This window comes from Streptomyces sp. NPDC048211 (assembly GCF_043202315.1).
In the GTDB taxonomy this organism is placed as follows: Bacteria; Actinomycetota; Actinomycetes; order Streptomycetales; family Streptomycetaceae; genus Streptomyces.
In genome coordinates this window covers 1,171,058-1,184,827 of the sequence record NZ_JBIDAD010000002.1, presented here as the reverse complement: position 1 = coordinate 1,184,827, position 13,770 = coordinate 1,171,058, and the positions used below count along the sequence as shown (strand labels likewise).

Here is a 13,770-nt window from a genome sequence, read left to right as displayed (position 1 = left end):
GCACGTGTGAACAGGCAGAACGGGGCATCACGCCCCTATGACGTGGTCCTCTTCGGTGCCACCGGTTTCGTGGGTGTGCTCACCGCCGAGTACCTGGCGGCGCACGCACCGGACGGCTTCCGCTGGGCCCTGGCCGGCCGCAACCGCGCCAAGCTGGAACAGCTGCGCAACCGCCTCGCCGCGCGGCATCCGCACTGCGCGGACCTCCCGCTGCTGCACGCCGATGCCGGCGACGCGGACGCACTGCGCGAACTGGCCGAGTCGGCCCACGTGGTGGCCACGACCGTCGGCCCGTACGTCTGGTACGGGGAGAAGCTCGTCGCCGCCTGCGCCGAGGCGGGCACCGACTACGCCGACCTCTCGGGCGAGCCGGAGTTCGCCGACCGGATGTATCTGGAGCACGACGCCCGGGCGCGCGAGACCGGCGCGCGCATCGTGCACGCCTGCGGCTTCGACTCCGTACCGCACGATCTCGGGGTGTACTTCACCGTCCGGCAGCTGCCCGAGGACGTCCCGCTGCGCATCGACGGATTCGTCCGCTCCAACGCCGTCTTCTCCGGCGGTACGTTCGCCTCCGCGCTCACGGCCATGGGCCGCGGCCCGCAGATGCTGAGCGCCGCCAGGGAACGCCGGCTCCACGAACCGCGTCTGGTCGCCCGCCGCGCCCGCGCCCCGCTCGGCGGGCCGCGCTTCAGCACGGAGACCGGCACCTGGGCGCTGCCGCTGCCGACGCTCGACGCGCAGATCGTGGAGCGCTCGGCCCGGGCACTCCCCCGCTACGGCCCCGACTTCCGCTACCGGCACTACGCCTCGGTCAAGCACCTGCCGGTGGCCCTCGGAGGCACCGCGGCGCTGGGCGCCCTGCTCGGTGCCGCGCAGCTCCCGGCCGTGCGGAGCTGGCTCATGGACCGCTACGAGCCCGGGTCCGGCCCGGACGAGGAGCGCCGCCGGCGGAGCTGGTTCACGGTCAGGTTCGTCGGCGAGGGTGGCGGCCGCCGGGTCTTCACGGAGGTGTCGGGCGGCGATCCGGGTTACGACGAGACGGCGAAGATGCTGGCCGAGTCGGCGCTGTGCCTGGCCCTGGACGAACTCCCTCCATCGTCGGGGCAGGTCACCACGGCCGTCGCGATGGGTGACGCGCTGCTGGAACGGCTGCGCGGAGCCGGTCTGCGCTTCCGGGTGGCGGCGGTCCGCTGACAGGACCCCGGGCGGACACGGCCCGGGGACTCCGGAGGATCACGCCGGGCTCGCGGAGTCCGCCCGGTCCGAACGCAGGCCCCTAGAAGATCCAGGAGGCCAGGGTGTAGAGCATCGCCCCGGCCCAGACGAAGGCGACCGCACCCCCGATCAGCATGCCCAGCGCCACACGGCGCTGGGCGGGGTGAAGGGGGGCGGTTCGGGCGGCCGTGCGAGATGCGTTCATGTGTCCAGAGTGTCGACCATGATCGGCAGGCGCTATCCGTACGGATACTCAGATGCCCTGACACCCTGCCCGCTCCGGCCCTCAGCCGGTGGCCTCCCGGAGGGCCCGCCTGCACAGCGCGTCGGCCCGGCGGGTGGTCTCCGGCTGACGGAAGTCGCGGGCCAACAGCAGCGTGTGGGCGCAGGCGTTGTCCAGGCCGGTGCGGTGCCCGACCGAGACGTACACCGGTTTGGTGCCGTCCTGGGTGCGCAGCGCCTGCCCCACCTCCTCGTCCCCGTCGAGCAGCGGCGACCGGTCGCCGCGGCGGGGTCCCGGCTGTTCGTACGAGAAGGTGAACGGGTTCTTCGCGACGCCGATGACGGGGAGCCCGGTGAGCACGCCCAGATGGCTGGCGAGGCCGAAGCGGCGCGGGTGCGCCCGTCCGTAGCCGTCGCAGACGACGAGGCCCGGGTCGACGGACAGCGACTCCAGGGCGGCCAGCACGGTGGGTATCTCGCGGAAGGCGAGGAGTCCCGGGATGTACGGGAAGGTGACCCGCCCCACGGCGGTGGACTCGGCCACCACCTCCAGCGTGGCCGCGTCGAGCACGACGGCCGCCGCCACGACGACGTCGCGCTCCTCGTCGTAGGCGACGTCGACGCCCGTCACCCGGCCGGTGCCCGGCGGCGGCCCCGGCTCGTCGAGCACCACCCGGGTGCGCAGGGTGTCCTGGAGGGCGCGGGCCTCGGCCTCGTCGGCGGGCATCCGAAGTGTTGTCATGATGCCCGTCAGCTTAGGCGCCCCTCCCGCAAGGGCGGTCCTGTCATCCCTGGCGGGCGCGAGGACCACGGGACGACCCCTAACCTTGCGATCATGTTTGTACTGGAGCTGTCCTACACCGCCCCGCTGGACCGCGTCGACGCGGTGATGCAGGAGCACCTCGCCTGGCTCGACACCCATTACGCCGCAGGGGTGTTCATCGCCTCCGGCCGCAAGAACCCCCGCGACGGCGGGGTGATTCTCGCGGTCGGGGACGACCGGGCCGTGATCGAGCGGCTCACGGCGTCCGATCCCTTCGTCGTGCACGGCGTCTGCGCGTACCGGATCACGGAGTTCATCGCGACGAGGACGTCGGACCCGCTCGCTCCGTACCGCCAGCGGCTCTAGGGGGTGTGCGCGGCCCGCCCGTGCTCGCCGGCTGCCCAGCAGCTCCCGTCCACCGTGCAGTCGACCGTGTCGTACGAACCGGTGTCGACCGTGCGCCAGGTGCGGCCGCCGTCCGTCGTGAGGCCGGTGCCGGTCGGGCCGACCGCCAGTGCCGCGGACCGGCTGTGCGGCAGCCAGGCGACGCCCGAACGGTAGGCGGTGGGCGGAGCCTGCGACGGCTGCCAGTGGCGGCCTCCGTCGGAGGTGACGGCGGAGGCGCGGGGCGAAGCCTGGTCGGCGCGGTAGTCGCCCCCGACCGCGATGCCGTGGGTGCGGTCCCTGAAGGCGAGGCCGAACACGCCGCGGGCGGGGTCCCCGGCCGGGACCGGCGATGCGGACGCGGCCCAGGTCAGCCCGCGGTCGGCCGAGTGCAGGACCCGGGCGGTGGCCGCTCCACCGGTCGCCAGCCAGACGTCCTTCGGACCGGTGCTGACCAGGCACTGCCCACTGGCCGCGAATCCCGCCTCGCCCGCCTGGGCCTGCGGCATGCCGGCACTGGGCAGCACGTTCCAGCTGCGGCCGCCGTCGGCGGTCGACAGGATGCGGAACCGCCCGTCGACCGGGTCGCTCATGGCGAGGCCGTGGCGGCTGTCGAAGAAGGTGAGGCAGTCGTAGAAGGCGCGCGCGTCGGTGTTCCGGAAGGACTCGGTCCAGGTGGCCCCGCCGTCGTCCGTACGCAGCACCCGGGAGGCCTCGCCCTCGCCGATGGCCAGAGCCACCGCCCGCCGGGCGTCGAAGGCCTCGATGTCGCGGAACTCCAGCTCCGCGGCTGCCGCACCGGGCGGCGAGACGTCGCGCCAGTGCCGCCCGCCGTCGGTGGTGCGCAGCACGGTGCCCTTGGAGCCCGCCAGCCAGGCCGTGCGGCTGCTGACGGCCGCGAGGCCGCGGAAGCGGGCGTCGGTGCCCGTGTCGGTGAGCGTCCAGGCCCGCCCGTGCCGTCCACCGGGGGCCGCGTGGGCCGCGGGCGCGGCCACGGCGGCGGCGAGCGCCGCCCCGCACAGTCCCAGTGACATCAGTCGTCGCGTCTTCGCCATGGCTTTCATGGCGCTGGAAGCTAACCCACGCACCGCGCCCCGTCCAGGGTGCATCGCCCGTTACGGGGCACATGACCGGTCAGCGGCGTGCGGCGCGCGGTGACGCAGCTCACGCCGCGCTCCGGTGCACGGATCGGCGGGATCCGTCGTCTGAACGAGTGCCGGAAACCGTCCGTCCGGCCGCGAGAGGGAGCAGGTCTTGTCCACCGTTATCGAACAGTCCGTGCAGGCCCGCATGGTCGCATCCGCTCCGCAGATGGAGACGCTTCCCGCAGTTCTGAGTTACGACCGCACGGATCCCTTCGCCGTACGCATGGCGTTCCCCGCGCCGGCGACGCTGCGGGGCACCGAGGTGTCGTGGGAGTTCTCCCGGGAGCTGCTGGCGACGGGGATGGACGCACCGGCAGGGGTCGGGGACGTACGGGTCAGACCCTTCGGGTACGACCGTACGGTGCTGGAGTTCCACGCCGCCGAGGGGATCGCCATGGTGCACGTGAGGACGGCGGAACTGCGCCGCTTCCTGCGGCGCGCACAGCAGCTGGTCCCCGCCGGGGCCGAGCATCGCTTCCTCGACCTGGACCGGAACCTGACGGATCTGCTCGACGGCTCCTGCTGAGACGGGGCTGTCGGGCCCCACCTGGACGGCCCCCGCCGGCCGGGCCCCCGGGTCCGGACGCGTGCGCACGACCGGGGGCCGTTAATTCGCTTGCCCCGGTCCCCTGCCCGCCGTAGTTTCGTTCTCGTCCTTGTTGTCGCCGATCGGAGTAGGACGTTGCTCGTCTGAGGTCTTGAGACACCGTGTTGCGCGCCGTGCCATGTCCGCACATGCCCGCGCGCCCGAGTGTGACCTCAGTTCTTCGAGCCGTCCTCCGCGACCAGGGCCTTCCTCACCACTTCCGGATTCTCCGGTGGAAAGCCAGTGACCGGTGTCTCGCCCCGTTGCCCCTGTCCTTCCTCGCAACCGGGAGATTCCTCATGTCTACCCCCCTCACCCACATCACCTGCTCGTCGCTCTCCTTCGCCTGGCCCGACGGCAGCCCGGTCCTCGACGACTTCCATCTCACCGTGGGGCCCGGCCGCACCGGACTCATCGGGCTCAACGGCTCGGGCAAGTCGACCCTGCTGCGGCTGATCGCGGGCGAACTCACGCCCGTCGAGGGTCACGTCAGGACGGCGGGTGAGGTCGGCTACCTGCCGCAGAACCTGGTCCTGGACACCGCGTTGCGCGTCGACGCCGCCCTGGGCATCGCCGGGATCCGTGCGGCGCTGCACGCCATCGAGGCGGGCGACGTCGGCGAGGAACGGTTCGCCACGGTCGGTGACGACTGGGACGTGGAGGAGCGTGCGCTCGCCACGCTCGACCAGCTCGGCCTCGGCCACATCGGGCTCGATCGCACGATCGGCGAGATGTCGGGCGGCGAGTGCGTGCTGCTGCGCCTGGCGGCGCTGCTGCTGGCCCGGCCGGACGTGCTGCTGCTGGACGAACCGACGAACAACCTGGATCTGTACGCGCGCGGCCGTCTCTACGCGGCGGTCGACGCCTGGAACGGTGTCCTGGTCGTCGTCAGCCACGACCGGGAACTCCTGGAACGGGTCGACCAGATCGCCGACCTGCGGGACGGGTCGGTCACCTGGTACGGCGGGAACCTCTCTGCGTACGAGGAGGCGCTCGCCGTGGAACAGGAGGCCGCCGAACGCATGGTGCGGGTCGCCGAGGCCGATGTGCACCGCCAGAAGCGCGAACTCGCCGAGGCCCAGGTCAAACTGGCGCGGCGCAAGCGCTACGGACAGAAGATGCAGGAGAGCAAGCGCGAACCGAAGATCGTCATGGGCGCCCGCAAGCGCGCCGCCCAGGAGTCGGCGGGCAAGCACCGCATCATGCACGCGGCAAAGCTGGCCGACGCGAAGGAGCGGCTCGACGACGCTGTCGAGGCGGTGCGGGACGACGCCGAGATCCGGGTCGAACTGCCGCACACCAAGGTCCATCCGGGCCAGGACGTGCTGATGCTGAACGGTCTGCAGCCGGCCTACGGAGCACGCGTGCAGGGTGTGTTCGAGGTGCGCGGCCCGGAGCGCATCGCACTGGTGGGACGTAACGGAGCGGGAAAGACCACACTGCTGCGGACACTGGCCGGCGAGCTGGCACCGGTGTCCGGCGAGGTGTCGGTGCGGTTGCCGCTGCGTTTTCTGCCGCAGCGGCTGGACGTGCTCGACGACGAGCTGAGCGTGGTGGAGAACGTGGCGCGGTTCGCACCGGATGCCACGGACAACCGGATCAGGGCGCGACTGGCACATTTTCTGTTCAGGGGCGCACGGGCGGACCGGCCTGCCGGGACCCTGTCGGGCGGAGAGCGGTTCCGTGCGGCGCTGGCGGCGCTGCTGCTGGCCGAGCCCGCGCCTCAGCTGCTGATGCTGGACGAGCCGACGAACAACCTGGACATGGCGAGCGTGCGCCGGCTGACGGCGGCACTCGATGCGTACGAGGGAGCGCTGATCGTGGCCGGCCACGACGTGCCGTTCCTCGAATCGATCGGCATCACACGCTGGCTGCTGCTCGACGACGGTCTCCGGGACACGACGGCCGAGGAGGTGCGTACCGGCCTGTGACGTGCCCGGCACGGGGCGATGGGTCCACGGGGGTGGTTACCGGTGGAGTAAAGCCCAGGTCTTGGAGCCGCCGGCGGCAGTCAGCGCGGGAGCCAGCCCCCAGTCCCCGCCGTGTGCGTCCACCGCGGCGGCCAGCAGCCACATGCTGGCGCTGCGGTGTTCACGGCATTCCTCGGACTTCTCGGGCGAGTCATGGGCCGGGTGCTGGTCGTACAGGGTGATCCGCAGGGCGTCGAACTGCCAGTGGACCCGCAGCAGCATCTCCCGGTCCGGGGTGAAGCGGTAGGCGGCCGCCACCAGTTCCGAGGTGGCGAGGACCGCCGTCTCGGCGAGTTCGGCGAGACCGTGCCGGGTGAGGAGTTCGTCCACGGCGCGACGGGCGAGGCCCGCGCAGAAGGCGCCGCCCGGAAGGGCGAACGAGTAGCTCAGGTTGTCCGCTGCCGGCGGTTGTGGTCCGACGGGTGCGAGGGCCGGGAGACAACGCAATGCGCCCTTCATCAAGTGCTGCTCACATTTCTCGTACGTGTGGTGACGATCACACACAGGGGCACGGTCGCCCCGTGTGAGACTTGCGCTACCGACCGTAGCGCACGACCGGAGCACAGTGCTACTACTTGTGTGGTTCCGGTCATTTCGACACCCCCCCACCCCGGAGGACACCCACCGTGCCACCCAGAAGCACTCCGACCGCACGGCAGCAACGCCTCGGGTACGAACTACGCAAACTGCGCGAGCAGTCGGGGATGACGGCACAGCAGGCAGCCGCACTGCTCGGCGTCGACCGCACCCGCATCCCGAACATCGAGTCCGGCCGGTTCGGCATCAGCGCCGAGCGGGTCCGCACCCTGGCCTTCAATTACGGCTGTCCGGACACCGGCCTCGTGGACCTGCTGGCGGAGATGGCGCAGGAGCGGGCGAGAGGCTGGTGGGAGGAGCACCGCGGCCTGCTGCTGCCGAGCCTGCTGGACATCGCCGAAATCGAGTTCCACGCGGTGGAGTTGATCACCGCCACCACCACACACATCCCCGGCCTGCTGCAGACCGAGGAGCACGCGCGCGCCGTCTTCGACAACGCCGACCCCCAGCTCCCGGGCCCCGATCTGATGGCCAGGCTCTCCCTGCGGCTCCGCCGCCAGGAGGTGCTCGAACGGGACCGGCCGCCCCTGTACGAGGCGGTCATCCACGAGGCCGCCCTGCGCATGCAGTTCGGCGGCCCCAAAATCACCCGGGCACAGCTGGAACACATTCTCGACCAGTCCGAGCGCGGCCGGATCACCGTCCGGACGATCCCGTTCGCGGCAGGCGGTTTCCCCGGAGCCGGACAGTCGTTCACCTACGTCGGCGCGGCGGTCCCGCAGCTCGATACCGTGCAGCTCGATTCCTCGCACGGCTCCATGCTGCTGGACGCGGACATGCAACTGCGTCGGTACCGGGGCCTGTTGGAGCGCCTGCGAACGCTGGCGCTGCCCGTCGAGGAATCGCGCGATTTCATCCGATGCATAGCCCAGGACCTCTGAGGAGAGAGACCATGAAGGAAATCTGCTGGGACGAGGCGTTCTGCAGCGAGGGTGCGAACTGCTTCCGTTTCGGACTCGACGACCAAGGCCGCGCCTACATCGGCTCCACGACCGACACCGCGGCCTTCGTCAGCGACTCCGTGGAGGCACTGCAGGCACTGATCTTCGCGGTGAAGGCGGGCGCGGCTGACCATCTGCTCTGATCCGGCCCCCAACCGACCGTGCCCCTCGTGCACCGCGCTCCGAGTACGCCGACTGTTCAGAGCGCATCGCCACCGGGGGCCCGGCCCGGCCGATTATTCGACTTTTAAGTGCCCATCGGGACGTACCTGACCCTCCGTATATACGCTTGACCTGCATCTATGACACTGTGTGACCGATTGTCGCCCGGACGGGCTTGGCGGAGGCCTTACCGCCGCTTTAACCTACGGTCTCGTAACCTACGAAGCCGTAGGTAATTCTCCCGTCCCCAGGAGCCCCCGTGACGATCACCTCTCCCCACCTCGGCAGTTCGCAGGCGTGGACCGACGCCCAACTGCTGTACGCGCTGGAAGAGGTGGTGGAGAAGGAACTCAACCGCCATCTCAAGGTCGCCAAGGACTGGATGCCCCACGAGTACGTACCGTTCTCCGACGGCCGGAACTTCCCCGGCGTCTTCGAGGACGGCCAGGCCTGGGAGGCCGAGCAGTCCAAGGTCACGGACATCGGCAAGATCGCGCTGGTCGTCAACCTGCTGACCGAGGACAACCTCCCCAGCTACCACCACGAGATCGCCTCGCTCTTCGGCCGCGACGGTGCCTGGGGCACCTGGGTGCACCGCTGGACGGCCGAGGAGGGCCGACACGGCATCGTGATGCGCGACTACCTGCTCACGTCGCGCGCCGTGGACCCGGACAAGCTGGAGCAGTTCCGCATGGCGCACATGGCGGAGGGCTTCGAGTCCGACAACGGCCACTCGATGCTGCACTCCGTGGCGTACGTGGCGTTCCAGGAACTGGCGACCCGGGTCTCGCACCGCAACACCGGACACCAGTCGGGCGACCCCGTCTGCGACCGCATGCTGGCGCGGATCGCGACCGACGAGAACCTGCACATGGTGTTCTACCGCAACCTCCTCGGGGCGGCCTTCGAGCTCGCACCGGACCTGACGATGCAGTCCGTGCGCGACGTCGTCGTGAACTTCCGGATGCCCGGCCACGGCATGCCCGGGTTCGAGCGGGCCGCCGCCCAGATGGCGATCGGCGAGATCTACAACATGCGGATCCACCACGACGACGTCATCCAGCCGGTACTGCGCTACCTGAAGGTGCTGGACATCGACGGCCTGGGCCCGGAGGGCCTCAAGGCGCAGGAGGAGCTCGGTCTGTACATGAACGGGCTGGACAGCGAGGCGTCGAAGTTCGACGAGAAGCTCGCCGCGCGCAAGGCCCGCATGGCGGCCCGCGCCCAGGCCTGACGGCCGGCACACACGACCCCGGCGGGGGCGGGCCCTCGGCCCGCCCCCGTTCGCCGCGTTCACACCGCGGCGCCCCCTGCGGGCCGCGCTCATTCGCGCACGGTCACCTCCGCGTAGGCGGCGTCGCGCACGTCCGCGTCCGGGTGGCGCCGCAGCAGCCTCAGCTGGGTACGCCACGGCCCGCTCCAGCCCGTCCGCGGGCCCGCCGTCGCGGCGAGCTCCACGGCCATGTGGCCATGGGCCGTGCCCCCGTCCTCGGCCAGGCGTGCCACGAGCGCGAGCAGCGTTCCCCCGTCGTTCTCGCCGTGCGGCGCCCCGAGCCGTGCGCCGAGCACCCCCGCCGTCCGGGCGGCGAGCACGGGACGGCCTTCATGCAGCCGGGCCAGTCGGTCCAGGGCGTCGTACAGCGCGTCCGGCCCCGCATCCGGATCGACGGCCCGCACCAGCAGTTCCGCGGCCTGCGGCACGTGGTCCCGGTGGCGGGCGAGCAGTTCCCCGGCGGTTCCCAGCACGGGCCTCAGCGCGTCGTCGGTGCGCGCCCCCGCCGACGCGGCGAGCCGGTTCACCAGGTGGACGACCCGCTGCCGCCCCGGCCGGTCACGTTCGCTGCCCGCGTCGTCCATGGCCACGGCGTCGGCGAGCGTGCGCAGCGTCCGCATGAGCGCCTGCGCCGCCTCGGCCGCGGCAGGTGCGGCGGCGACCAGCGCGTCCCCGGCGGACCGCCAGGACCGGCGGCGGGCGAGATCCGTGGTCGCGGCCACCAGCACATCGCAGGCGCCCGGCGCCCACGGTATCCAGCGGGCCACCACGGCGTGGGCCGACGCCGCGAGTTCCTCGTCGTCCGTCTCGCACACCTCCCGTACCAGGCCCGCGTAGCGCGGCCGGTACGGCGCGGGCAGGTCCATGGGCCGCACGCGCAGCACGGCGGTGCGCATTACCGCGGTGCCGGCCGCCGCGTCCGTGAGCAGGTCCCACATCCGCTCGTCGCCGAGCAGTCCGGTGCCGCAGGCCACGGCGGCGGCCCGCACGTCGGGGTGCTGGCCGGACAGCCCGTACGCCTCGGCGACCAGCGCGGCGGCCTGTGACCGGGGCAGCCGGGTCGCCGCGAGCCGTACGGCCTCCTTGCGGGCGGTCACCTTGCCGGTGCCCGGCGCGAGCCGCTCGCGCAGCAGGGGCCCCAGCACGGAGGGGCGGACGTCCTGCGAGGCCCGGCCGGCCGCGAAGACGGCGGTCCTGGCGCGGTCACCCCCGCTGTGGGCGAGCAGCTCCGCCAGCATGTCCGGCGCGCGGTCCGTCCGGCCCAGTGCCGTGAGGGCGGCCTCCGCGAGCACGACGTCATCGGAGCCGGTCCAGGCGAGCACGGCAGCGGCACCGGTCGAGGGGATGCGGGCCAGTGAACCGATCGCGGCGGCACGGGTGTACAGCGGCAGCTTCCCGTCCCGCGCGGTGCGTTCCAGAGCGCGCAGGGCCGCGCGCCGCTGGCGCGGCACCCAGCGACGGACCCCGGAGTCCGGCGCCACGGTCCACGGTGTGCCGTGCGGCAGGAACCGTCCGTACGGCGGCGGATCGCCGAGATACGGGTCGAGCAGGTCGGTACGGCAGCCGGTGAGCACGCGCAGCACCTCGGGCAGGGCCCCGGCGGAGGGCTCGACCGCCAGGAGCCGCTCCACCCGCTCGCCGCGGTGGGCGACAGGCTCCAGCCAGAGTTCCACCGCCGTCCGCGCCGCGCTGTTCGTTCCGAAGCGGACGGCCTGCCACAGGAGGTCCTGCAGTTCGGGCAGCCCGGCCGCGCGACGGCCGAGCGCCCTGGTCAGCGCGAACACGAGTCCGTAGTCGGCCTTCTCCGCGCCCGCCTCCAGCCAGGGCCGGAGTGCCTCGAACACGTCGGTCTCCTGGCCGCGCCGCAGGGTCCGGTCGAGCCGTCCCAGGTCTGCTCCCCCGGTGTTCCCGGAGATCCGGACCAGGGTGCGCAGGGCCCAGTTGACGAGGGCGCGCTGTCCTGTCGCCGCGTGCTCGCGCAGCAGGCCGAGCGCGAGGGTGCTCAGGGCGTGCCGGGTGGCGTGCGAGGAGTCCCGCGCCTCGACGGCGTCAGCGGCTATCCGGTCGAGGGCGGGCTCCGCGGCGTCGGTGAAGAGACCTGCCGCCACGGCCGCCAGCGCGTGCAGGGCGACCGAGCGGACCGGGTCCGGTTCGTTGCGCAGCCGCTCCATGTCGGCGAGCGCGTACGCGAGGCGGTCCGGGTCCCCTGCCCGCCCGGCGTTGCCGATGAGCAGCGACCACGCCTGCGCCCGGTCCTCGGCCACGGGCGCGCGCGTGGCGGCGGTCAGCCGCTCGCGCACCTCGGCAACCGGCAGGTACGACTCCGCGATCAGCACGGTGCTGCGGGCCGCTCCGCGTTCGGCCGCCAGCCGGGCCGTGCGCCGCGCCTCGTCGGCGACGCCGCTGCGCGGCAGGGCGTCGAGCAGCACGGTGTCCACATGGATGCCGTTCCCCTCTCCCCGTCCGGCCGTGGCCGAGGTGTAGAGGGCGGCGCGACGGCCCGGCGGGAGGGCGGCGAGCAGGCGGGCGAGCGCCCCGGTGTCCGTTGCCATGGCCCGGCCGAGCTCCACCACGAGCCCTTCGGCCGCGGTGCGGGCCAGCCGGTGCAGGACGCTCCGCCCCAGTGCGGCCGCCCGCAACTCCGGTCGGGCCCCCGGACGCAGCAGGAGGCGGACGACCCGGTCGGGGCCGGCCGCGGCAAGTGCCCCGAGGCGCCCGGCCAGCGGCCACGGCAGCGTGGGCGGGGCGAAGCGTTCGAGCAGGTCGAGGACGCGCTCCGGAAGGGGCGCGACGGTGGCGGCGACCCCGGCGGAGTACCGGTGCCACCACTCGGCGCGGTGCGGCTCGGGCAGCGCCGCCAATTGCTGCCCGCAGACATCGAGGAGGAGGCCCGGGTGCCTCCGTCCGAGGCCGCCCCAGCCGCGTACGGCGTGCAGGAGTTCGGGCAGCAGCCGGGCCGCGCATCCCGGCGTGCACCCCGGCAGCAGTACGGCGGCGTCGGCGTCACCCCAGTCCGCACGGACCCCGTCGATCAGCCGGTCGGCGAGCCCGGACCGCCCGTCGGCGACGACGGCCCGCAGGAGGCGGCGGCGAGCGGTGCGCGGGACATCGCCGAGGAGATCGGCGTATGCCTTGTCCGGTACGCCGAGGCTGTGCGCGACGCGCAGGGCGTGCCCCTGCACGAAGGGGTCACGGTCGGCGAGGTGCGCCGCGATCCACTCCCGGTCCCCTCCCGCGGACGCGGCGACGACCGCGGTCTCCCGCTCGTACGCGTCGCCCCCGTCCAGTTCGTCCAGAACGGCACGCAGCTCTCCCGAAGCGGCCATATCGCGTGCGCGTGCGGCGAGTTCACGCATGCGCTGCGGATACGGAAGGGGATCCAGGGCGTTCAGCAGGGCATCGGTCATGGAGGCGATTGTGCCGTGCGGGGGCGGGCCCTCCCCCGGGCTCTGCGGACCGTACTCTGTGCCGGTGAAACCTGTGACCCGTCTCGTTCTGTTCGGCGCGCCGATAGCCATCGCCGTCTCCCTGCTCTTCAACAGCGGCGGCGACTCCGAGGAACTGCCCACGACCTCCCCCGAGGCGAAGGCGTCGGTCACCCCCTCCGAGCAGGCGGACCCGTTCGCCGCGGCGGACGACGAGGAGCGGCGGAAGCTCAACGCACGCGTTGCCGCCATGCCCCCGGGGCTGGCCGCGCCGAAGATGCGCGAGGTCGCCTGGAAGCTGCTGGCGAGCGCCGAGGGGTCGACCCTGGACTGGCGCAGTCAGTACGCCACCATCGAGGACACCGGCGACGGCACCGGATACAGCGCCGGAATCGTCGGCTTCTGTTCCGGTACGCACGACATGCTCGCGTTCGTCGAATCGTTCACCGAGGCCCATCCGGACAGTCCGCTTGCTCCGTTCGTCCCGGCGCTGCGCAAGGTCGACGGATCCGCCTCGCACGAGGGGCTGGATCCCGGATTCACGGCCGCGTGGAAGCGGTCGGCCGAGGACCCCGCGTTCCGCGCCGCTCAGGACCGGGTCCGGCTGAAGCAGTACTTCGAACCGGCCGTCCATCTGGCGAAGCTGGACGGGCTCGGCGCCCTGGGCCAGTACATGTACTTCGACGCCATGGTCCTCCAGGGCCCCGGATCCGAGTCGGACTCGTTCTACGGCATCCGGAAGGCAGCCGTGGCCGAGGCGGACACGGTGGCGGAGGGCGGCGACGAGAGCGCCTATCTGGACGCCTTCCTGGACGCGGCGCGGGCCGTGATGAAGTCGAAGAAGAACCAGCAGGACACCTCACGCCTCGACACCGCTCAGCGGTCGTTCCTGGAGGACGGGAACCTGGCACTGGAACTGCCGCTGACCTGGAAGATGTACGGCGAGACGTTCCGCATCCCGTCCTGACCCGGCCCGGCCGCACCCCGGGTGGTGCCGCCCGGGGCGGCCTTTCGTACGGACTCCGGGTGGTGCGGCCCAGGGTCCACGACTGCCCCCGTCGGCCCCGCATGTCCCGGACCGCAC

13 protein-coding genes are annotated in these 13,770 nt (G+C 72.4%); 8 read left to right on the top strand and 5 right to left on the bottom strand.

The genetic code is table 11. The features are described from left to right. The first annotated feature begins 6 nt into the window (after positions 1–6). The gene (locus ACGFZA_RS12030) at positions 7–1,197 is read left to right on the top strand and encodes a saccharopine dehydrogenase family protein (RefSeq protein WP_385278641.1); all 1,191 of its coding nucleotides are present in this window, start codon (positions 7–9) and stop codon (positions 1,195–1,197) included. A gap of 82 nt (positions 1,198–1,279) precedes the next feature. On the opposite strand, the gene mmpA is transcribed toward ACGFZA_RS12030, so the two are convergent. Then, positions 1,280–1,423, bottom strand: coding sequence for a morphogenic membrane protein MmpA (gene mmpA, locus ACGFZA_RS12025; protein WP_385278639.1), 144 nt, complete (start codon positions 1,421–1,423; stop codon positions 1,280–1,282). An 81-nt stretch (positions 1,424–1,504) separates the two neighbouring features. Then, complete coding sequence (locus tag ACGFZA_RS12020; protein WP_393678794.1) at positions 1,505–2,182, bottom strand: endonuclease V; 678 nt, start codon at positions 2,180–2,182, stop codon at positions 1,505–1,507. Between the two features lie 93 nt (positions 2,183–2,275). Between ACGFZA_RS12020 and ACGFZA_RS12015 the strand changes: the two genes are divergently transcribed. After that, positions 2,276–2,569 carry a YciI family protein gene (locus tag ACGFZA_RS12015; protein WP_393678793.1) on the top strand — a complete coding sequence of 98 codons (294 nt, stop codon included), beginning with the start codon at positions 2,276–2,278 and terminating at the stop codon, positions 2,567–2,569. Here the strand turns inward: ACGFZA_RS12015 and ACGFZA_RS12010 are convergent. Then, positions 2,566–3,651 (bottom strand): YCF48-related protein, encoded by a 1,086-nt coding sequence (locus ACGFZA_RS12010; protein ID WP_393678792.1) that lies wholly within the window; start codon positions 3,649–3,651, stop codon positions 2,566–2,568. The two genes, ACGFZA_RS12015 and ACGFZA_RS12010, sit on opposite strands and share 4 nt — an antisense overlap. Positions 3,652–3,841: 190 nt before the next feature. Here ACGFZA_RS12010 and ACGFZA_RS12005 point away from each other — a divergent pair, with 190 nt between their 5' ends. Beyond that, positions 3,842–4,258, top strand: a complete 417-nt coding sequence (locus ACGFZA_RS12005; RefSeq protein ID WP_393678791.1) for an SsgA family sporulation/cell division regulator — start codon at positions 3,842–3,844, stop codon at positions 4,256–4,258. A 359-nt stretch (positions 4,259–4,617) separates the two neighbouring features. After that, entirely contained in the window at positions 4,618–6,249 is a 1,632-nt protein-coding gene (locus tag ACGFZA_RS12000) for an ABC-F family ATP-binding cassette domain-containing protein (RefSeq protein ID WP_393678790.1), read from the top strand. A gap of 36 nt (positions 6,250–6,285) precedes the next feature. Here ACGFZA_RS12000 and ACGFZA_RS11995 read toward each other — a convergent pair whose 3' ends face one another. Next, positions 6,286–6,747, bottom strand: coding sequence for an ATP-binding protein (locus tag ACGFZA_RS11995; protein ID WP_393678789.1), 462 nt, complete (start codon positions 6,745–6,747; stop codon positions 6,286–6,288). A gap of 167 nt (positions 6,748–6,914) precedes the next feature. Between ACGFZA_RS11995 and ACGFZA_RS11990 the strand changes: the two genes are divergently transcribed. From ACGFZA_RS11990 to ACGFZA_RS11980, 3 genes are all read left to right on the top strand, one after another. Further along, on the top strand, positions 6,915–7,766 hold the full coding sequence (locus ACGFZA_RS11990; protein ID WP_385278626.1) for a Scr1 family TA system antitoxin-like transcriptional regulator: 852 nt from the start codon (positions 6,915–6,917) through the stop codon (positions 7,764–7,766). 11 nt (positions 7,767–7,777) lie between these two features. Next, positions 7,778–7,969: a hypothetical protein gene (locus ACGFZA_RS11985; protein ID WP_385278624.1), complete on the top strand. Its 192-nt coding sequence runs from the start codon at positions 7,778–7,780 to the stop codon at positions 7,967–7,969. Positions 7,970–8,247: 278 nt separating this feature from the next. Next, entirely contained in the window at positions 8,248–9,222 is a 975-nt protein-coding gene (locus ACGFZA_RS11980; protein ID WP_385278622.1) for an acyl-ACP desaturase, read from the top strand. An 89-nt stretch (positions 9,223–9,311) separates the two neighbouring features. Here ACGFZA_RS11980 and ACGFZA_RS11975 read toward each other — a convergent pair whose 3' ends face one another. Beyond that, positions 9,312–12,668 (bottom strand): hypothetical protein, encoded by a 3,357-nt coding sequence (locus ACGFZA_RS11975; RefSeq protein WP_393678788.1) that lies wholly within the window; start codon positions 12,666–12,668, stop codon positions 9,312–9,314. A 73-nt stretch (positions 12,669–12,741) separates the two neighbouring features. Between ACGFZA_RS11975 and ACGFZA_RS11970 the strand changes: the two genes are divergently transcribed. Continuing rightward, complete coding sequence (locus ACGFZA_RS11970) at positions 12,742–13,653, top strand: chitosanase (RefSeq protein ID WP_385278838.1); 912 nt, start codon at positions 12,742–12,744, stop codon at positions 13,651–13,653. The last annotated feature ends 117 nt before the right edge of the window (positions 13,654–13,770 follow it).

Excerpts from the sequence above, each read along its gene's own strand:
- ACGFZA_RS12010 (WP_393678792.1), bottom strand. The coding sequence starts at position 3,651 with ATGAAAGCCATGGCGAAGACGCGACGACTGATGTCACTGGGACTGTGC.
- mmpA (WP_385278639.1), bottom strand. The coding sequence starts at position 1,423 with ATGAACGCATCTCGCACGGCCGCCCGAACCGCCCCCCTTCACCCCGCC.
- ACGFZA_RS11995 (WP_393678789.1), bottom strand. The coding sequence starts at position 6,747 with ATGAAGGGCGCATTGCGTTGTCTCCCGGCCCTCGCACCCGTCGGACCA.
- ACGFZA_RS12020 (WP_393678794.1), bottom strand. The coding sequence starts at position 2,182 with ATGACAACACTTCGGATGCCCGCCGACGAGGCCGAGGCCCGCGCCCTC.
- ACGFZA_RS11985 (WP_385278624.1), top strand. The coding sequence starts at position 7,778 with ATGAAGGAAATCTGCTGGGACGAGGCGTTCTGCAGCGAGGGTGCGAAC.
- ACGFZA_RS12000 (WP_393678790.1), top strand. The coding sequence starts at position 4,618 with ATGTCTACCCCCCTCACCCACATCACCTGCTCGTCGCTCTCCTTCGCC.
- ACGFZA_RS11975 (WP_393678788.1), bottom strand. The coding sequence starts at position 12,668 with ATGACCGATGCCCTGCTGAACGCCCTGGATCCCCTTCCGTATCCGCAG.
- ACGFZA_RS12015 (WP_393678793.1), top strand. The coding sequence starts at position 2,276 with ATGTTTGTACTGGAGCTGTCCTACACCGCCCCGCTGGACCGCGTCGAC.